We start from the raw sequence: 20,033 nt of genomic DNA, 5'->3' as shown, positions 1-20,033 counted from the left end.
GTGAGTCAACTTCAGAATGCAGACAAAATTCGCAGTTTTGCGTACTTAACATCGGGTGAGAGACATGAAAAACTTGAATCTACAAACCCTAAAGTTCGATCGCCACCTTGACTCACCTTTCCTCGAAAACAACGGCTTACTGGAATTCAACCCCAAATTTATCACTCCCGAATTTTTAACAACCTGGACGTTTGAAACACACCTGTACGACGAACAAGTTGCGATCGACCACTTTGTCATCACATTTCCCAGTCGCACTCAACTCGAAAACTACGCCGAATCTTTTCGCCCCTTCGGCGCCAAAACAGTTGAAGGCCCCGACTTATTCCCAATCAACTTTTGTTCGGACAACATTAACATTCCCTCCGATTTATGGCTGCATTTAATGACATTATTAATGCCAGCCGGTGGCTTAGTAGTGTTAGATGCGCCCCACGCAGCAGGCGACCAAACGCATCGCTTCCAGCAAACAAGGGGATTAAAAGCAGTTCACCACGTCGCGCTCCGAGTTGAAAACGTACAGAATGCTGCTACAATATGGCAAAATAAAAACTTTAAACCGCTATCCGATCGTCCTTTAGATGCTGGCTCATTAACCCAGTGGTTTCTGCAAAACCCCGCCGGACAAATTATCGAATTAATCGAACGGCGCCCCGGCAATAACGCCACTTTCGACTGCAAAAATATAGCAGGTTTGCGCCTGAGCGAACAAGTTCGGCAACGGATTCGCTCGGCGGATGTAACCGATGTCAGTCAAAAGTCTGAGGAAACGCGGCTCAAATAACAAATAACAACCAATGCCCAATGCCCAATGCCCAATGCCCAATTCCCAATTCCCAAACATATGATTGCAGTAAAAGTTCCAAAAGTCACTTTTCAACCGCCGACATTCAACTCAATTGAAGAAGAACGCCGCCACCGCAAACAGCGTTTAGCCGCCGCACTCAGATTATTTGGTCGTTTCGGATTTAGCGAAGGAATTGCCGGACACATCACCGTCCGCGACCCCGAACACCTCGATCATTTCTGGGTCAATTCCTTTGGAATGCACTTTAGTTTAATTGGAGTCAGCGACCTAATTTTAGTCAACCACAAAGGCGAAGTTGTTGAAGGAAATAAATCCGTAAACGAAGCAGCATTTGCCATTCATTCGCAAGTTCACGCAGCCCGGCCCGACGTTATCGCAGCAGCCCACGCCCATTCTCCCTACGGCAAAAGTTGGTCGAGTTTGGGCCAGTTACTCGACCCGCTAACGCAAGATGCTTGTTCTTTTTATGAGGATCACGCTTTATTTGACGATTACACCGGAGTTGTTTTGGAAATCGAAGAAGCTAAACGCATCGCCAAAACTTTAGGAGATAAAAAAGCAATTATTTTACAAAATCACGGACTGTTAACAGTAGGTGAAACAGTAGATGAAGCAGCTTGGTGGTTTATTGCAATGGAACGTTCTTGTCAGGCGCAGTTAATGGCCGAAGCAGCCGGAAAACCCATTCTCATCAAGCCAGAATGTGCTCGTTTGACACAGCAGCAAGTAGGCTCTCACCGCATGGGATGGTTTAGCTTTCAACCACTTTATGACATGATTGTGCGCCGAGAACCAGACTTGTTAGATTAGCTATGTGGTGATAATTGGTAGGGTGCATCGCTACCAGATATTCAACAAACTTGTAGATTATAGATGGAGCCCCACCCTGCTCTAGACTTGTAGGGTGGGTCATACTTTTATGCTGACATCGATTCCAACCAAGTTATCAAATCCTGTTGACTGGTAAAATCTAGCAAAATTTCTCCTAAATCATCTAATTGTTGGGAAGATAACTGCTGGATGCGAGTTTGGATTGTTGCTGGTATTTCACCAGTACGCCGCGCGATTTGACGCATAATTAATGCTATTTCTCCCTCAATTAGACCTTCTTGACGGCCTTCTTGGCGGCCTTCTTGGCGACCTTCTTGCATCCCTTTGATAACAGCACCGCGTTGGTCTTCAAAAAACATTTCCCGTTTTTCTAATGCTTGTAATTCCTCAAGGTTTAAACTTGACCTGTTGGCGATATTAAAAGCTGTTTGCATTTCGGGTACTGATGCAAATTTTTCCGGTATTTCCTCAAGTTCGGGAGCATTTTTGATAAAATAAGTCCAACTTTGAATCAAGCCTTCAACTTCTTCTAATCTTTTATTGAATTTAGGTAGCTCCAGAAAAAATAACTCTATTTCTCTGTAATATTCGATGTTTTCTTCGACTTCTTTAAAGACAAAATGGGTGAGAAATTTGTCGGTGTTTTCAAACAAAACAAAATCGGTAATTGTTAAGGCAATTAAGGGATTTAATTTTGAGTAGCCTTCTCTTGGTTTAAGTTGAGTTGCGTAGGTTTTGGCTGCATTATAGATGACGCGCTTGGTAAAAGCTTCTACATTAATTACCTGCATTTCGATAATTACAGTTGTGTTTCCTGTAATTTTTGCTTTGACATCCAGGTAAGTGTCTTTTAAACCAGTAATTGCTGGTGCGGCGTAGGGGTCGATGATTTCTAAGTCTTGAATTGTCGGCTCTGCGTTGTAGAGCATGGCATTCAGGAAGCTAATCAAAACTTCTTTGTGCTGGGGCGATGCAAAGATTTTTTTGAAGCCAAAATCTGTTTTGGGATTGATGAAGTTCATAATTGGTAACGGGTAAATTGTAATTGGTAAATCCTGTGGCAGAACCAAACTTATGCTGACACTGATTCCAGCCAAGCAATCAAATCTTGTTGACTGGTAAAATCTAACAATATTTCTCCTAAACTCTCTAATTTTTCAGCCGATAGCTTCTGGATGCGAGTTTGAATTTCCGGCGAAATCTCACCAGTACGTCGCGCGAGTAGACGCATAATTAATTCTATTTGCCCTTCAATCTTACCTTCTTGGCGACCTTCTTGCATCCCTTTGATAACAGCACCGCGTTGGTCTTCAAAAAACATTTCCCGTTTTTCTAATGCTTGTAATTCCTCAAGGTTTAAACTTGACCTGTTGGCGATATTAAAAGCTGTTTGCATTTCGGGTACTGATGCAAATTTTTCCGGTATTTCCTCAAGTTCGGGAGCATTTTTGATAAAATAAGTCCAACTTTGAATCAAGCCTTCAACTTCTTCTAATCTTTTATTGAATTTAGGTAGCTCCAGAAAAAATAACTCTATTTCTCTGTAATATTCGATGTTTTCTTCGACTTCTTTAAAGACAAAATGGGTGAGAAATTTGTCGGTGTTTTCAAACAAAACAAAATCGGTAATTGTTAAGGCAATTAAGGGATTTAATTTTGAGTAGCCTTCTCTTGGTTTAAGTTGAGTTGCGTAGGTTTTGGCTGCATTATAGATGACGCGCTTGGTAAAAGCTTCTACATTAATTACCTGCATTTCGATAATTACAGTTGTGTTTCCTGTAATTTTTGCTTTGACATCCAGGTAAGTGTCTTTTAAACCAGTAATTGCTGGTGCGGCGTAGGGGTCGATGATTTCTAAGTCTTGAATTGTCGGCTCTGCGTTGTAGAGCATGGCATTCAGGAAGCTAATCAAAACTTCTTTGTGCTGGGGCGATGCAAAGATTTTTTTGAAGCCAAAATCTGTTTTGGGATTGATGAAGTTCATAATTGGTAACGGGTAAATTGTAATTGGTAAATCCTGTGGCAGAACCAAACTTATGCTGACACTGATTCCAGCCAAGCAATCAAATCTTGTTGACTGGTAAAATCTAACAATATTTCTCCTAAACTCTCTAATTTTTCAGCCGATAGCTTCTGGATGCGAGTTTGAATTTCCGGCGAAATCTCACCAGTACGTCGCGCGAGTAGACGCATAATTAATTCTATTTGCCCTTCAATCTTACCTTCTTGGCGACCTTCTTGCATCCCTTTGATAACAGCACCGCGTTGGTCTTCAAAAAACATTTCCCGTTTTTCTAATGCTTGTAATTCCTCAAGGTTTAAACTTGACCTGTTGGCGATATTAAAAGCTGTTTGCATTTCGGGTACTGATGCAAATTTTTCCGGTATTTCCTCAAGTTCGGGAGCATTTTTGATAAAATAAGTCCAACTTTGAATCAAGCCTTCAACTTCTTCTAATCTTTTATTGAATTTAGGTAGCTCCAGAAAAAATAACTCTATTTCTCTGTAATATTCGATGTTTTCTTCGACTTCTTTAAAGACAAAATGGGTGAGAAATTTGTCGGTGTTTTCAAACAAAACAAAATCGGTAATTGTTAAGGCAATTAAGGGATTTAATTTTGAGTAGCCTTCTCTTGGTTTAAGTTGAGTTGCGTAGGTTTTGGCTGCATTATAGATGACGCGCTTGGTAAAAGCTTCTACATTAATTACCTGCATTTCGATAATTACAGTTGTGTTTCCTGTAATTTTTGCTTTGACATCCAGGTAAGTGTCTTTTAAACCAGTAATTGCTGGTGCGGCGTAGGGGTCGATGATTTCTAAGTCTTGAATTGTCGGCTCTGCGTTGTAGAGCATGGCATTCAGGAAGCTAATCAAAACTTCTTTGTGCTGGGGCGATGCAAAGATTTTTTTGAAGCCAAAATCTGTTTTGGGATTGATGAAGTTCATAATTGGTAACGGGTAAATTGTAATTGGTAAATGGTGTTTAATTGTGGAATATTCATTATAATATTCCTTCCATTTCTAAGTCTTCAATAATCTGCAAACCGCGCGGGTCTCCGACTCGCAACAGCGAAGATTTAGCATCGTCGCGCACGCCCATGTCTTCATCTTCTTCTAAAGATTCAATTAAAGCGTCGATCGCCCCAGCGTACACTACATTATTCGGCAACTCGCGCGCCAGTTGCCCGATCGCCCAAGCGGAATTACTGCGAACGGCAGATACAGAGTCTCTTCGCAATGCTTGAATCAACGGTGGAATCCCGGCAATCACCACATAGTAACCAACTTTTGCCATTTGACCCAGAGAACTCGCCGCCCACAAACGTACCGCCGAAATATCAGTTCTCAGAGCATCAATTAAGGGCGATAAAGCGCGGTGATCTCTGCAATTTCCCAAGGCCCAAACTACCCCTTTGCGAACGTAACCGTTCCAATCGCGGTTGAGTTGCTCGATCAGCGGTTCCACAGCATCGGGACTTGGATTTCGCCCCAAAGCATAGGCCGCACTCACCCGCACCAAGGGACAACCGTCTCTTAACAAATTAATTAAATGCGAAATCGCGCGATCGTCCTGGAGTTCGCAAAAAGCCCGCGCCGCCATCATCCGGTGCTGAGGTTCCGGCGATTCCAGCAAAGGCAGCATTTCCTCTGGATCTGGTAGCGGGGGTTCGGATTCATCAAAATGATCCAAAGGGCTTTCCAGTTCCGTATCAAGATCGAGGGCGTTGGTGTAGTCGTTATTGTTCATAAAAAAACTTTACCGCAGAGAGGATGCTACGGGCGCAACTGATTCAGCGGTAAATATAAATTAGCATTTCCGGCAATAAAAGCATTCCGATTCAACTCTCAAGTCCTCCTATTGTTCGCCCTGCTGGAGGAAGAGTCCTCATCATTTAGATGAATCCGAACTCTAGTTCTGACTGCAAACAAATACCTCTGGTTTTTCAAAGATCTTTGATCATCCATACAGAATGACTCTCATAACCTAATTTTTGATAGAGATTCATCGCAGGCTGATTGCTCAGAAAAACTTGCAAACCAATTTGCCGATCGCCTCTTGAACGCGCCCAATTTTCTGCCTGAATAACTAAAGCTGCACCGAGTCCCTGACGGCGGTGCTCCGGTGCTATGTAGAGCAGAAAAATGTGACCGTGGCGTTCTCCAGTGGTTTGGTCGATCGCATTTCCCAACCACAAACATCCGACAACTGATGTGGGATTTGCCGACTGCGAGGGGATCCCGGAAAAACTTTCTCCCTCGAACGGGCTGTTTTTCAGGCACTCTACCCACCAAAGCGGCGTCTGTTTAGAAAAATACTGCTCGACAGTTTGAGCCAAATGTCCCAATTCGCGATCGGGGTAAAGCTCTCGGTAAGTATGGTGCAGGAACTTTAGCAGTTTTGCGCGATCGAGTCCAGAACCCGATCGCAGCCCGTAGCCCGGTATCAACTGAGCAGACATCAGCGAATTTCGACAGGGAGAGAGGAATAATTGAGCCCCAAGAAAATAGGATTCACGGATACCGCTTGCTTTTGCGGGATCGGTTCCTCAATCGGTGCTGGGGCAGCCATGTCAGCCGGCAAAAAGATGCGAGCGCTGACTGCTACCAGAGCCACGAAAAATACTAATATTGCGATCAATGGAGCAATGTATTGACGAATGATAGTCATAACCGCAAAAAATGATTTTTGAGTAGATATTATCAAGTGTACCATACAAATCTTGTCAGTTATAATGGCTGATAGTGGAAAATTAGCTCAAAACCAGAGCGATCGCAAATACCAACAAACACCAAATAAAATATTATGAGTGCCTCGCCTGCTGTTTATGAAGCTCTGGCTAAGTCAATTGTTTTTTTGAATCAAAAGCCGAACGCGCAAAATCAAGTTTCGCGCTTCCTGGACACTAACGGCTACTATATCGATCGCATATTGGACGACAAAGAAACCGGATTTTACGCGATCGGCTTCGGTTCCTCTGACCCCACCAAACCGCCAGTCCTCGTATTTCGAGGTACCGACTTCATCGACGGCGACGCTATGTTTTCTGCCTCCCGCGACATAGGCTTACCCGAATTTGAAAAAAACAAAGATAGTATCAAAAACTGGCTCGCAGAAATCGGTCAAGATACTGCCAAAAACCCCAGCAAATTATTGCCCGATGTCGTCGGCCACAGTTGGGGCGGAGCGATCGCTCAAATTGTAGCCAGCGAATACACATCTCTGAGCGGCGATATCTTGACTTTCAACTCTCCCGGAGTCTCAGCGAGTATCGCCAACAATTTTCGGAGAAATCTCAGTAGGGCAGGCAACAAAAATGTCAGTCACTACATTGTCAGCGGAGATATTGTCAGTTTGTTTGGCGAAGCATTTATCCAGGGAAAAGTATTTCTCCAAACTTTCACAGATCCTAGTATTAATCCCTTAAGTGTTTTAGCCAAACATCGCAGAGAAAATTTGTTAACTGCTCCACCCGCAGATTTTTTCCAGAGGCAATTTTCCCTTGAAAACTTAAACAGTCCCGAATTTACTTATAGTAACAACGACTCAGATTTTAACGAGTTTATTGCTGCACTAAATTTTCCCCTAGCAAATGTGTCAGTGGCAATCAGAAACCGAGCCGGTGCAGAGAGTTTGAGAACAGCCTCAGAATTTTCGTTTGTGGACTTAATCAGACAAATGCAATTCGGTTTAGCTCCCCTGCAAGCAAATTATTTATTAGGCGACGCTCGCAACAATACTGCTAGCGGTGGCCCTGGAGAGGATACAATTATCGGCAACGCCGGTAACGACACTCTCAGAGGCAATCGAGATAATGACAGCCTCAGTGGCGACAGTGGCGACGACTTCTTGTACGGTGGCAGAAACAACGATTTTTTGGATGGTGGCGACGGAAACGACCTCATTTCCGGCGAATTTGGCAACGATTTTTTAATTGGCGGCGCAGGGCGCGATCGCTTTGTATTAGAATCCGGTGGCGGAGCAGATGTGATTGTCGATTTTAAAAAGGGTGAAGATTTAATTGGCCTATCACGGGGTCTAACTTACCCTCAAATTATTGTTACCCCAAGTGCTGACGGAGCTGTAATTACTATCCCGATTACTGGGGAAATTATTGCTACCGTCAGAGGCCTGTCCGCTAACGACCTCACGCGACCGGATTTCGTGCAGATTTAATGGATAAAAATGGTGCATCTGGCGCAAGGCAAATATGTGTGTAGGGGCGAAGCATGACCGCAGTCAATCGGAGATTATAACTAATAACTTATATGCGGTCATGCTTCGCCCTCTTCAAAAATGAGATGCACCCGATAAAAAATAGTAGTTTGGGTAGCGCAACAACTGCAAGTTCTTGCGCCGAAATCTTTTTTGGTGTGTTTTTTGCTATTGCGAAATCCGCTGCCACAAACCGACCAATGGGTGATTTAGAAACGCGCAATAGGAGAAATAAATATTGTTTATCAACCTAATTTATTGTAAAATGAGTTGATTAGCTTAAAAAGCCAATCCCAATCAAACCACAGGAAATAACAAAAATATGCCATCCTCCCCCGCCGCTTACGAAACTATAGCCAAGCAGCTTGTTTACATAGACAATAACCCCCAGTTACAAACTGTAGTTCAAGCTGGTTTGACGGCTGCCGGCTACCGAATCGATCGCACTTTTGACGATCCCCTAACTGGATTTCACGCGATCGGCTTAATCTCCACCACCCCAGACAAACCGCCAGTTCTAGTATTTCGCGGCACCGACTCCCTCATAGACGATCTTGCCAACGCAGACAAGCGAAGCATCGGCTTCAACCAATTTGAAGCCAACAAACAAGCCTTAGGAACTTGGCTGACACAAATCGGTCAAGACACAACAAAAAACCCCCGCCGCTTGGCACCAGACCTTCTCGGGCACAGCTTGGGCGGCGCCATAACGCAACTAGCCGCCACAGAATTCACATCTGCGATCGGAGATATTGTTACCTTTAATTCTCCCGGAATTGCTCAAAGTATAGTCAATACATTTAAGCAGAAAGCAGGTGCAGGCAAAAATGTAACTCACTATATAGTTAGTGGCGATTTTGTTAGTTTGGGAGGAGACGCTTTTCTCCCCGGAAAAGTAGTTCTTGAAACATTTACCAACCCGATTATTAACCCCCTACTTGTCTTAGACAAGCACACCCAAAGTGGTTTATTAAGCTCTCCTCCTCCCGGTTTGACAAAGACAGAGATATCTGTAGACCAGTTAAACCGCCCGGATTTTACTTTCACAGATTCAGATTATTTAGAACTCTTAGCAGGCTTAAACTTTGCACTGCCACCATTAGCAAAAGCCCTAGCTTCTCGCAGCAGTTTAGAGCAATTGAGAACCAGTCCGGGAACCTCTTTTATCGGAAACACTCTTGCAATGAGAACTGCTCTCGACCTCTCCCAAAATAATAATTTAGTAGGCGACGATGCCAACAATACAGCCTCAGGTTTGGCTGGGGACGATATTATAACTGGTAATGGGGGAAACGATACTCTCACCGGCAATAAAGGTAACGATATTATCAGCGGTGGCCTCGGCAATGACCAACTATTCGGGGGCAAAGGAGATGACAATTTGAGCGGGGGAGACGGGGACGATACCCTCGTTGGCGGAGTAGGTGCGGATCTGTTAATTAGTGGCGCCGGACGCGACGTATTTGTGTTAGGAGCAGGCGCGGGTACAGATACACTTCTAGACTTTCAACAGGGTCAAGATTCAATTGGTTTGACCAGAGGTTTGAGCTTCAACCAACTGAGAATTACTCAAGCCGATATTTCAACAACCATCGAAATTGCCAGCAGTGGAGAAGTTCTTGCCAGTTTCTTCGGCATACTAAGCAGTCCGCTAACAGCCAGGGATTTTATTTCGATTTAGTTGGTGGCTATAGCAATCCTAAAGGTATGTAGTTGCGCTTGGGCGCTATACGCTTATATTATGAAGAGCGCACTTTGCCCAACTACGTACCTAATTTTTGGATTGCTATATGGGGTAGGAATACAACATTTTTGTGTCCTATATTTTAGCACTCTTAGCTTATATTCACCAACAGCGCTGAAGCGCAACTACGTACCTTATTTTAGGATTGCTATCTGGGGTAGGGCCGCAACATTTGTGTGTCCTATATTTTAGCGCTCTTGGCTTATATTCACCAAGAGCGCTGAAGCGCAACTACGTACCTAATTACAGATACAATTTAATTAATCTGGATCGTCCAGTCCGGGCCGGGGCATAGATGCTAATTTTTTCTCATCTTCTAGCGGCAAAAAGAAAATCGTCAGCATACCGGGAATCACAGCGAGTGAACTAAACAAGAAATAATTTTGATAGCCCAATGCAGTCTGTAAGTAGCCACTAAAAACACCAGGAATCAACACTCCTGCCGCCATAAAAGCCGTGGTAATTGCATAGTGAGATGCTTCGTATTCAGGGCGGACAGTCCGCATTAAGAACACTGTATAGGCAGCCACACCAAGCCCGTAAGTAAATTGCTCGATCGAATTTACAGCATAGGCCCATTCAATCCCCGGTTGATGGATTGCCAACATCCAATACAACACGTTAGTTGAATTCTGCATAATCGCCGTCGGCCACATCCATTTTTTAAGTCCTTGTTTCGCAATCAAATAGCCGCCGAGCAACCCTCCGACCAACAGAAACATTACTCCTAAAGTACCGGATAACAAGCCCATGTCCGACGTAGAAACCGCTAATCCTCCCTTCTCAACTTTATCCATTAAAAATGGAGGAGCCATTTTAAAAGTCAGGGCATCTCCCAATCGAAAAATCAAGACATAAGCCACAATCCAACCAATTTTATCTTGCTGGAAATAGGTTCTAAATGCCTCGACAAAGCTGGTTGTTTGTTGGGGTGCGCCTGTTTCCGCAGCATAATTTCTCGGATAGGGAAGATACCACCGCTGAAACAGATAAATCAGCACAAAAATCAGCGCGCAAATGCCAAAGGCTGTCGCCCATCCGTAGTTAACCGGAGACACGTTATAAGACGAACCGAAAAGTGACAGCGGAATCTCTTGATATGTTTTAGTATCGCCTGTATTTACCGGGATTAAATGCTGTTCTGCTAGTTTACCTGCCAAGAAAACCAAGACACCGCTACCGACAATCACGGCACCTCTATAAGCCGTGTTGCGAACACCGACAAATAGTGCTTGTTTGTCTTTATTGAGAGTGTTTAAATAAAATCCGTCAATGGCGATGTCGTGAGTAGCTGAAACAAAGGCGATCGCTGTAAAGACAACCAGCGATATAATAACAGCCAAAGGCGTCAACACACCAAAAGCTAGGAAAGCAAACAGAAAAGCACAAATAATTTCCGTTGTTAAAATCCATTTGCGTTTAGTTGAATACAAATCAACAACCGGGCCCCACAAACCTTTTAATACCCAAGGAAAAGATAACAGACTTGTCAATCCGATTAGTTCGTTGCTGGTTCCCATCCCTTTTAAAAAAATCACCGACATTATATTAACGACGGTGTACGGGAGACCCTGGGCGAAGTACAATACTGATACCCACAATCCATCGATCGGTTTTTTTTCCATTGCAGACATATTTTGCCTAACTACTGATTTGGTTTACTGAGTGCGATCGACAATTTCCGGTCAATTCAACCGCTGGCATTACAGTATATATTGTGCTGATGCCAGCCGCAGCCATACAAACAGCGTATTTTAGCATCATTCTGGCTCACAAATATTTTCTTCTTTTGAATAATCCTGCAACAGATGTTGTCCGTTAAAATGAATCAGGTGAGTAGGCTCTTCTGCTACCCAGACATCAGTTTCCCAGGAAATATCAGATAAATATTCCGCCATTGCTTTGCGGCTGAGGAAAGCTGTCACCATCACCAAAGGTACTGTCGAACTTATAAAAAGATTCTCAAGCTCAGTTTTGCGTTTTGGATTAATCGGCCCGTGTGAAGTAACTGCTTCAATCAACACCAACCAATTCTTTTCAGTGAAGTGAATAATTACATCTGGGATCTTACCGTGAGCATCAATTGTAACGCCTAGTACCGCGAGCGATGCTTCGTTGAAATGAGCAAACTTTTCATCTGTATCTCCGACATAAATCAGCTTGCCAGCAGGAGTAAAGCAAGAAGCAAACTCAGTCACAATCTTTGATATTAAGAAGTTTTTGGGATTATTCACCGCACGTTATGTATGGTAAGGATTCACAACAATCAAACCTGTATTAACCAACTGATACTTTAACTATTATTTAGTAACCTCACTAAAAACTACCAGCATTAATTATGTTGCAAGGCGATCGTTACCCATTTCAGTAAAGTTCCATTCACTTATTTGAATATTTATATCTCTCTTGATAAATTTCAGCGCTTCTTTTAATGAATCATACATTATTTCATAAGGTGGATCGCTGGAATATTCATAACTAATAAAGCAAACTGAGACATTTGGATAACCAATGATTGCGATCGTTGACGGCACATATCTGTGCAAACTATCTTCGGGATTTCCTTGATGAATTAAGACTTTACCAGTTAGTTGATGTTTGCTACTTGGTTGTATGCTGGCAAGAAGACACGGCTGGAGGCTGCGGAATTCGTCAAGCATCTCTAAGAAAGTTGAAAAAGCGACAGATTGACCGAGCTGGTCTTCCATGAACTCCCAAGGCAGGCTGCTTGGCTTGCCAAAAAGTCGATACGTTATCCAGTGAACAAAGTGCGAATACGGAGGTGTTCCTTCGTCAAGTTCAACTCCATTATAAAAACAAGCAAATTTATAGCCAGTCACAAGCGCCATCAGTGCAGTCAGGGTTATGCCATTATTGCCTAAATACATTTTTGGCCTGGTACGCACCAGGTCAAATAAATCATAAATTGTTTTAATTAGTGGCTGTTCGATCGCAGTCATATCAATGCGCTAGCTGGTTCTTTTTTACTTATTGTAGCAAAGTTTCGCCTGTTCAGTTTATTTTTGCTAAAATTAGTAGAAACAATATGCTATCATGGTAGCAGTTTACTCTTTTCCACTAACAGCAAAGGAGAGCCATGAGTCAAGAAAATTTTACATTTCTACTTGACAGCGATAAAAAAGAGGCGCTGAGGGCGATCGCCAATGTCACGGATCGCGATTTAACCTATGTTTTGAATGAAGCGATCGCTTCTTATCTTGAAATCTATCAATGGCTGCTTGATGAAATTAACAAAGGCGTTGCCGAGGCCGAAGCTGGAGATTTTGCCAGCGATGATGAAGTCCAAGCAATTTTTGCCAAGTTGACAAATGAAAATTAAGTGGCTGCGACAAGCTTTGCGAAATCTAGAACAAGCTCACGCATATATTGTCAAAGACGATCCAGAGGCAGCAAGGCAATTAATTTTAAGGATTCAGAGTGCTGTAAGTCAACTCGCAGAGTTTCCTTTTATGGGCAGAGTTGGTCGCGTAGAAGCTACTAGAGAACTTGTTATTTCCAATACATCTTATCTCATCATCTATCGAGTAAAAGAAGAAAGCGTAGAAATTCTCCGTATCCTTCACAGTTCAAGAAAGTATCCAGAAAATTAGGTAATGTTGCCGATCGCACTTTTAGTTAATTTTAGCCAAAATTGGAGTGTTATTGAACCGCGAAGATGCGAAGGACACGAAGGAAGAAAGACGAAGAATCAGGAAGAAGTAGATAATCTTCTACGGAGAAGAGAGTAACAGGTGCGATCGCCTTTTATTCTATCGCGCGTATTTTGCAATACCGATTTTACTTATTTGCCCGAATAATATACCATTGTGCGAAAATGTCAAGCGGACGCTCAAACCAAAAGTCCGTAAACGACAGTTAAACGCTCCCTCACACATTCCTCATGCGAAAAACTAAAACACTCTTTTTGTCAAGCCTGTTCGCGATCGGCTTAACAATCAGTTTCCTCCTAACTCCAGGCTGGTTATCACAATGGTTGCCGAATCGGGCGATCGCAAATCCACCCCCACAAACCCAAACCTCGGAATTTCGCGCCTTCTGGGTGGACGCATTCAACCCCGGTTTCAAAACGCCTCAAGAAGTAACCAAGTTGATTGCAGACGCACAGAAAGCTAATGCCAACGCGATCGTCGCCCAAGTCCGCCGCCGCGGTGATGCTTTTTACACCAGTGCGATCGAACCCCGCACCACCGATCCGAATGTTCCAGCAGGTTTCGATCCCCTCCAGGATTTGATTGACAAAGCCCACGCCGCAGGTATAGAAGTACACGCTTGGATGGTGACGCTACCAGTAGTTTCCGGTGGCAAACTTCCCGCCAATCATGTTTGGCAAGAACATGGGCCCAATGCCTCAGGAAAGGACAATTGGGCGATGCTGATTTCGAGTGGCGAAGCCAAAGGTTTTCTCGATCCAGGCAATCCAGACGCCCTAGATTATACTGTTTCGGTCTATTTGGACTTGTTGAAGCGCTACGATGTGGACGGCGTACAGTTGGATTACGTGCGCTACGGCGGGCCGAATTGGGGCTACAATCCTACTTCGATCGCCCGTTTCAACCAACAAAACGGTCGATCGGGCAAACCGGCAGCCACCGATCCTCTGTGGATGCAGTGGCGGCGCGATCAGGTGACAAATTTAGTGCGGAAGCTTTATGTAGAAGCGATGGCGATTAAACCGCGCGTTAAAATTACGGCGGCGACGATCGCCTGGGGTGACGGCCCGAAAAACGACGAAGCTTGGTATAAAACGCAACCCTACAGAGAAGTTTTGCAGGATTGGCGGGCTTGGCTGGAAGAAGGAATTATCGATATGGCGATGCCGATGACGTACCAGCGCGAGTACAAGCCACAGCAGAAACTCGGTTACGATCACTGGATCGAGTACGCTAAAGACCATCAGTATAACCGCCAAATTGCGATCGGCCCCGGCAACTATCTCAACTACATCGAAGACACTCTAGGGCAGATTCGCCGCGCCGAAGCGCCTTCTGCGAAAGGAAATCGCGTTGCTGGTACGGTGCTTTATTCCTACGCTAGCACCAATATTTACAGTAACGTTGAATTGCGATCGGGCGGTAGTGGTGATTTGCCCCGTCAGCCTTGGAAATTCCTGTCGCAGAGTAATGATTGGTTTTATAATGCGCTGTCGCAGCCTAGTCAATACGTTGATGGTGCAACGGGTAAAACTGTTCAAACTCAGCCTGTGTGGGCCACTCCGGCGGGGATTCCTGATATGCCTTGGAAGTCGCGGCCGACTTTGGGTGCGATCGCCGGAAATTTGCAGCGATGCCAAGGAAGCTGCGACGGTGCGGGCTTGACATTGCAGGCAGTTAATGCTGGTGGCAAGGTGCGGCAACTGCGGGCGGATGGTAAAGGATGGTTTGGGGCGATCGAGCTTTCACCCGGTTCTTATCAGTTGAAAGTTGATGGAAGTCAAATTCAACAAACAGTTAAGGTTGTCGCAGGTGAAGTCACAAAAGTAAATCTTGCTAGTTAGTAGCCACTTTGTAGGGTGCACAATCTGCACCTTACCAAAGAACTGGGTTTAAAGCCCCGTCTTTTTAGGACGGCTTTTCTTCTCTAAGTGCATCAATCCAATCCTCGACAAGCTGGGTCATTGTTTTTTCTTTTTGTTTGGCGATTCTCCGTAACTTCTCTAGCCGACTCACCGCAACCCGAATACTTAATCTTTGTTTGATCATTTGGCTACCCAATTGCTATCCGTTATGATATCATGGTTAACATGAAAACATTGAAGTTCAAGCTATATCAAAGCAAGCGGAACAGACATCTCAAGCGAAGCATCAATGCTGCCGGGGTGATCTACAACCATTGCATCGCACTCCACAAGCGGTACTACCGGATGTGGGGCAAGCACTTGAATTGCAGCAAACTTCAAAGTCATATTGCCAAACAAAGATCGCGTAAACCTTTCTGGCAACAAGTGGGTTCTCAGGCTGTGCAGGATATCTGTCAACGCATTGAGAAAGCCTACCAACTGTTTTTTAAGTATCACAAGAAAGGTGTTAGACCCCCTGGATTCAAGAAAGTCCGTAAATACAAATCATTCACCCTCAAGCAAGCTGGCTATAAATTTTTAGGTGGCAATCGAATTAAAATTGGGAATCGCGTTTATCAGTATTGGAACTCCAGAGAGATAGAGGGGAAAGTCAAGACGTTAACCATTAAACGTACTCCGTTAGGAGAATTGTTCATGGTTGTAGTCGTTGACAGCGTTGAAGAGTCTAAAATCAAAATCGAGACGAGTAGAATCGCTGGTTTTGATTTCGGCTTAAAGACGTTCCTCACTTGCTCAGATGGTTCCAAGATTGAATCACCGCAATTTCTCAAACAGTCCCTCGGCGCTATCAAGAAAGCAAATCGTCAGCATTCCAAAAAGCGGAAAGGTTCAGCCAATCGAGAAAGAGCAAGACTCCATTTAGTTCGCAAACACGAGGACGTAGTGAATCGTCGCTCTGATTGGTTCTGGAAATTGGCTCAGGAACTGACTGATAAGTTTGACGTGTTGTGCTTTGAGACTCTGAATCTAAAGGGAATGCAACGGCTTTGGGGGCGTAAAATCTCAGACCTTGCGTTTGGTAATTTCCTCCAAATTATCGAATGGGTTGCCAAAAAGAAAGGAAAACAAGTAGTTTTTATCGACCGTTGGTATCCATCTAGCAAGACTTGTTCGCACTGTAGACACGTTCTGAAAGAGTTAGATTTGAACACAAGACAATGGCGTTGTCCGTCCTGTCAGAATGTAAATGATAGAGACGAGAACGCTGCAATAAATATTTGTGCGGTTGGGGCATCAACCGTTAAGTTAGGCGATGTTAGACAGGCTATGCCTGCAATTGCTGTTTGAGCTTAGAATCCCCTCGCCTTCAGGCAGGGGAGTATGTCAAAAATTCATAAATTATCTATTTGTAAGGATTGATTTCGGCAATAAGTCTAATAGACTTGAATTGCAAAAATAATTAGACTTCTTGCCAAAGTCGGGAATAGGGAACAGGGAACGGGGGACAGCGAACAAGAATTTATGCAAACAACACCGCAAAAATATTTTTGCGGTGTTGTCTAATAATTGCAGTCGGTTTCAACCGACTTAAGCTATAGCAATCCTAAATGATTCATGCAGATTTGTAGGGGTAGTGCCCCGTGCCTACCCCCTATCTATCGGGCTAACCTGGATCTTTAAGAACCCCCTACAAAATCATGCAAATGATTTAGGACTGCTATATGAGGCAGGGGTTTAAACCCCTGCCGGAATGTGAGAAAGCGCCTTAAGCTGACAGCAGGAAAACAAGTTAAGCTGAAAGGCGCGCACCTGAAAACTAGCTGACTCTGAATTGCGTTGTATCGTTGATATTCAGACCAGAAGGTGCATCCTGAACGATCGCAATCAACTCAAGGGGCTGTGCAAATCCAGTTTTCTTGAAAATTCCCATATCTTGAGCTGCACTCCCTCCTTGCAGGGAATTGGGGACGGATCTGAGCTCATAGCTACTGCGCGATCCACCCAGTTGAATGAGATCCTCACCAACTTTGAAGTCAATGATGCGGGCAAAATCGCTCAGGCCATCAATGCCAGCGTTGCCATTGAACAAGTCCTCAAATTTGTCTAACACGCCGTTACCATCATCATAACTGGTTTGCCCGAGCTGTCCCAGCACAAAAGTATCTACTCCTGCACCGCCAATTAGCACATCAATTTCACCTTGGCCTCCTCCTATTGCGGCACCTTGAATTCGATCGTTCCCATTACCCCCGGAAAGAACGTCACTTCCTCCATTGCCCAATAGCGTGTCGTTCCCGTTACTGCTGAAGAGAAAATCATTGCCGTTACCACCACTAGCATCGATGTTTGCCGATACATTATTCGTATTCAGGCGATCGTTGCCTTCTCCCCCCGTGAATTGGATAAATTGGACGCCGCTTGCCACGCCTAGATTGCTGACACTCAAAACGTCATCGCCACCGCCACCGTTAATTGCATTAAAACTTTCTATGCCTGTGGTTGTTAAGGTTACGGGGACGAGATTGGTGCGTCGCAATACAACGTTCGATCCCGATTGGGCGAGTTCAATGTTATCCCCTTGCGCGATCGAACCGTTGAATAACAAGTTATCGCTTCCGCTGTCGCCTTGAATCAAATCGCTGCCGTCACCATCCACCCATTGAAAGTTATCATCGCCGTTACCACCGATCATCGTATCGTTACCCTTGTCGCCAGCTAGGAAATCGAACCCATCGCCACCTTCTAGCAGATCAGTATCGTTGCCACCTCGCAGGTTATCGTTTCCTGATTCTCCCCTTAAAGTATCGAATCCGTCTCCACCAATTAGGCGATCGTCCCCTGCCCGACCGGAGATGTCGTCATTGCCAAAGCTACCATCGATCTGATTGTTAAAAGCGTTGCCAGTTAAGACATCTTGATTGTTACCGCCAATTAAGTTTTCAATACCGATGAAAGTCCCGCTACCTCCAAAAAAAGTTGCTTTGTTCGTCTCTAAAGAAGCATTAATATTATTACTAAATCCCAGATAGGTCGCTGTATCATTTCCGTTTCCACCATCCAGAAGATCGTCCCCAAAAAAACCGCCAAATAGATTATCGTTTCCGTCCAAGCCCCGCAGGGTATCGCTCGCAGCAGTACCGTTCAAATTGTCGTTGCCGGGGGTTCCATTAATTAAAGCCATGTTCGTTGCTCCTAGATATTAAGTGAAGTATTGAGGCAAATCAAAACTGTTTGCTTTGGTTTGCTATGTCACAATCTTAGGAAATCAACTCGGTTAAACACATCTGAAAAACGTCTCGATCTGAGAGCCTTTTGACATCAACGAAATGGATACTCTCGATCGCCCGCTCATCTGCCAAAAGTCTCGATCGCCCATTACTGCCAAGAGCGATGTTCGCGATACCTATCCCGATCGGCTATAACTTTAGTCATAGTTCCCAGGGGTAGCATCAGCGAAAGTTAGAAAATTGCCGAGTTTTATCGACATTCAGTCTGACTTGCAGTATTTTTTGGGAATACCGAGAGACACAAATACAGGAGGCCCCTGCCATGAATGCGATCGCACCTCTACTAAAAACCCAACCTCAACCATTTCGCTTTCTGCTGTACACCGAATGGCTCATGTTAGGCAGTTGTGGGATGATGGCCGCGATCGAAGCGTGGCAGCGTCAAAGCATTCCCGTACAGCACATTCTAATCCTGGTATCCCTAGGCTTGATGGGATGGATCTTACCCTCGGGCAAAACTTCGTTTCGCTATCTCTATACGGCGATCGAAATGAGTCTGATTTTCTACGGAACTACCTTGGGATATCTCCATATCCTACCGACGCTGTATTTGATCGTGTTGATTCGCAGTTGTTTTTTATTTGAATCTCCCGGTCGCTGGATAGTGGCAGGTCTGTCGCTGGTAATGTATATGTTTCATCAAGTTCAGTATCTTCAGAGGGTAACACCCCTGATGTTGCCTAATGTCGAGCAACAGCAAATTTGGATGCACCAAACGGCAGAATTGTTGATGTTTGGATTGGGGCTATTTTTCGTGTCGCAGTTGGTCAGTACCTTACTAGCAGAACGCAGAACCCAGGAACAACTATCGCAAGCCCACGCGCAGCTACGGGAATATGCCCTGCAAATAGAAGATTTAGCAGCGGTTCAGGAACGCAATCGGATTGCTAGAGAGATTCACGATTCGCTGGGTCACGCCTTGACTTCGCTCAACATTCAACTGCAAACCGCCGTGAAACTTTGGCAGCACGATCCCAAAGATGCACAACCGTTTTTAGAACAAGCCCAGCGACTCGGTAAGGTGGCGATGAAAGAAGTTCGACAATCGGTAAATGCGCTGAGGGCTGACGCAGAGGCAGAAGAACCCTTGGAACAGGGGATTGTCTCCCTGATCGAAGACTTTCGCCAGAGTACGGGTGTCACTGTTACCAGCAGCATTGCTGTGGAAGTTGTGTTACCGCCTCAAGTTGCCAAAACGCTGTATCGGGTCGTGCAAGAAGCATTGACCAATATTTGCAAATACGCCGAAGCTACGGAGGTGCGCCTGAAATTGCAAACAAAATGCGATCGAGTGCTTTTAAGTATTGAGGATAACGGGCGGGGGTTCCAGTTGGAAAGTCGTGCTGGCGGGTTTGGATTGCAAGGGATGCGAGAGCGAATTGCTTCTCTCAACGGAGAGTTTCACCTAGAAACATCACCCGAAGCAGGATGCAGAATTGATGTTAACTTGCCCTTAAGTTAGATAGATCTGACCGTCAACAAGCTGTAGATACTGTCTTGAGCTGTCAAGGGGTAGCAAGTAAATAATTAGGATCGAAGGGCTTTTGGGACTTTAAAATACCAAAAGCCAAATGCACCAACTTCCGCATCAAAGCACCAATCACCTGCAT

General features: G+C 44.5%; 19 protein-coding genes. 9 read left to right on the top strand and 10 right to left on the bottom strand.

All coding sequences use genetic code 11. The annotated features are described in order from the left end of the window. Window positions 1-64: 64 nt before the first annotated feature. The gene (locus tag QZW82_RS18595; protein WP_293150894.1) at window positions 65-784 is read left to right on the top strand and encodes a hypothetical protein; all 720 of its coding nucleotides are present in this window, start codon (window positions 65-67) and stop codon (window positions 782-784) included. Window positions 785-844: 60 nt separating this feature from the next. Further along, a complete protein-coding gene (locus QZW82_RS18590) occupies window positions 845-1,618 on the top strand; it encodes a class II aldolase/adducin family protein (protein WP_293151039.1) in 774 nt (257 codons plus the stop codon). A 107-nt stretch (window positions 1,619-1,725) separates the two neighbouring features. Here the strand turns inward: QZW82_RS18590 and QZW82_RS18585 are convergent, their stop codons facing one another. The 6 genes from QZW82_RS18585 to QZW82_RS18560 all read right to left on the bottom strand — a co-directional run bounded on the left by QZW82_RS18585 (window position 1,726) and on the right by QZW82_RS18560 (window position 6,308). Continuing rightward, a complete protein-coding gene (locus tag QZW82_RS18585; protein WP_366665045.1) occupies window positions 1,726-2,736 on the bottom strand; it encodes an Rpn family recombination-promoting nuclease/putative transposase in 1,011 nt (336 codons plus the stop codon). Beyond that, window positions 2,712-3,698, bottom strand: coding sequence for an Rpn family recombination-promoting nuclease/putative transposase (locus tag QZW82_RS18580; protein WP_366665044.1), 987 nt, complete (start codon window positions 3,696-3,698; stop codon window positions 2,712-2,714). The genes QZW82_RS18585 and QZW82_RS18580 overlap by 25 nt, the downstream gene beginning before the upstream one ends. Then, on the bottom strand, window positions 3,674-4,585 hold the full coding sequence (locus tag QZW82_RS18575) for an Rpn family recombination-promoting nuclease/putative transposase (protein ID WP_293150891.1): 912 nt from the start codon (window positions 4,583-4,585) through the stop codon (window positions 3,674-3,676). The genes QZW82_RS18580 and QZW82_RS18575 overlap by 25 nt, the downstream gene beginning before the upstream one ends. Before the next feature lie 55 nt (window positions 4,586-4,640). Beyond that, the gene (locus QZW82_RS18570; RefSeq protein ID WP_293150888.1) at window positions 4,641-5,387 is read right to left on the bottom strand and encodes a HEAT repeat domain-containing protein; all 747 of its coding nucleotides are present in this window, start codon (window positions 5,385-5,387) and stop codon (window positions 4,641-4,643) included. 196 nt (window positions 5,388-5,583) lie between these two features. Beyond that, window positions 5,584-6,099, bottom strand: coding sequence for a GNAT family N-acetyltransferase (locus QZW82_RS18565; protein WP_293150885.1), 516 nt, complete (start codon window positions 6,097-6,099; stop codon window positions 5,584-5,586). Further along, a complete protein-coding gene (locus tag QZW82_RS18560; RefSeq protein WP_293150882.1) occupies window positions 6,099-6,308 on the bottom strand; it encodes a hypothetical protein in 210 nt (69 codons plus the stop codon). The genes QZW82_RS18565 and QZW82_RS18560 overlap by 1 nt, the downstream gene beginning before the upstream one ends. A gap of 135 nt (window positions 6,309-6,443) precedes the next feature. On the opposite strand from QZW82_RS18560, the gene QZW82_RS18555 reads away from it, so the two are divergent. Next, complete coding sequence (locus QZW82_RS18555; RefSeq protein ID WP_293150879.1) at window positions 6,444-7,814, top strand: calcium-binding protein; 1,371 nt, start codon at window positions 6,444-6,446, stop codon at window positions 7,812-7,814. Window positions 7,815-8,175: 361 nt separating this feature from the next. After that, the gene (locus QZW82_RS18550; RefSeq protein WP_293150876.1) at window positions 8,176-9,534 is read left to right on the top strand and encodes an Mbeg1-like protein; all 1,359 of its coding nucleotides are present in this window, start codon (window positions 8,176-8,178) and stop codon (window positions 9,532-9,534) included. A gap of 323 nt (window positions 9,535-9,857) precedes the next feature. Here QZW82_RS18550 and QZW82_RS18545 read toward each other — a convergent pair whose 3' ends face one another. The 3 genes from QZW82_RS18545 to QZW82_RS18535 all read right to left on the bottom strand — a co-directional run bounded on the left by QZW82_RS18545 (window position 9,858) and on the right by QZW82_RS18535 (window position 12,557). Beyond that, a complete protein-coding gene (locus tag QZW82_RS18545) occupies window positions 9,858-11,231 on the bottom strand; it encodes an MFS transporter (protein WP_293150873.1) in 1,374 nt (457 codons plus the stop codon). A gap of 126 nt (window positions 11,232-11,357) precedes the next feature. Next, a complete protein-coding gene (locus tag QZW82_RS18540) occupies window positions 11,358-11,831 on the bottom strand; it encodes a BsuBI/PstI family type II restriction endonuclease (RefSeq protein WP_293150870.1) in 474 nt (157 codons plus the stop codon). Between the two features lie 102 nt (window positions 11,832-11,933). Next, the gene (locus QZW82_RS18535) at window positions 11,934-12,557 is read right to left on the bottom strand and encodes a hypothetical protein (protein WP_293150867.1); all 624 of its coding nucleotides are present in this window, start codon (window positions 12,555-12,557) and stop codon (window positions 11,934-11,936) included. A gap of 137 nt (window positions 12,558-12,694) precedes the next feature. Between QZW82_RS18535 and QZW82_RS18530 the strand changes: the two genes are divergently transcribed. From QZW82_RS18530 to QZW82_RS18515, 4 genes are all read left to right on the top strand, one after another. Continuing rightward, window positions 12,695-12,937, top strand: coding sequence for a CopG family transcriptional regulator (locus QZW82_RS18530; protein WP_293150865.1), 243 nt, complete (start codon window positions 12,695-12,697; stop codon window positions 12,935-12,937). Next, window positions 12,927-13,208, top strand: a complete 282-nt coding sequence (locus tag QZW82_RS18525) for a type II toxin-antitoxin system RelE/ParE family toxin (protein WP_293150862.1) — start codon at window positions 12,927-12,929, stop codon at window positions 13,206-13,208. Before QZW82_RS18530 ends, QZW82_RS18525 begins: the two co-directional genes overlap by 11 nt. Before the next feature lie 314 nt (window positions 13,209-13,522). Next, window positions 13,523-15,112 (top strand): family 10 glycosylhydrolase, encoded by a 1,590-nt coding sequence (locus QZW82_RS18520; protein ID WP_293150859.1) that lies wholly within the window; start codon window positions 13,523-13,525, stop codon window positions 15,110-15,112. Window positions 15,113-15,358: 246 nt separating this feature from the next. Beyond that, on the top strand, window positions 15,359-16,483 hold the full coding sequence (locus tag QZW82_RS18515) for a transposase (protein WP_293150856.1): 1,125 nt from the start codon (window positions 15,359-15,361) through the stop codon (window positions 16,481-16,483). Between the two features lie 469 nt (window positions 16,484-16,952). Here QZW82_RS18515 and QZW82_RS18510 read toward each other — a convergent pair whose 3' ends face one another. Beyond that, window positions 16,953-18,317: a calcium-binding protein gene (locus tag QZW82_RS18510; protein ID WP_293150853.1), complete on the bottom strand. Its 1,365-nt coding sequence runs from the start codon at window positions 18,315-18,317 to the stop codon at window positions 16,953-16,955. 368 nt (window positions 18,318-18,685) lie between these two features. Here QZW82_RS18510 and QZW82_RS18505 point away from each other — a divergent pair, with 368 nt between their 5' ends. Beyond that, a complete protein-coding gene (locus QZW82_RS18505) occupies window positions 18,686-19,885 on the top strand; it encodes a sensor histidine kinase (protein ID WP_293150850.1) in 1,200 nt (399 codons plus the stop codon). Window positions 19,886-20,033: the final 148 nt, after the last annotated feature.

This window comes from Microcoleus sp. bin48.metabat.b7b8b9.023, from assembly GCF_013299185.1.
In the GTDB taxonomy this organism is placed as follows: domain Bacteria; phylum Cyanobacteriota; class Cyanobacteriia; order Cyanobacteriales; family Microcoleaceae; genus Microcoleus.
The sequence above is the reverse complement of the archived record's forward strand: the minus strand, read 5'-3'. Positions and strand labels throughout refer to the sequence as shown.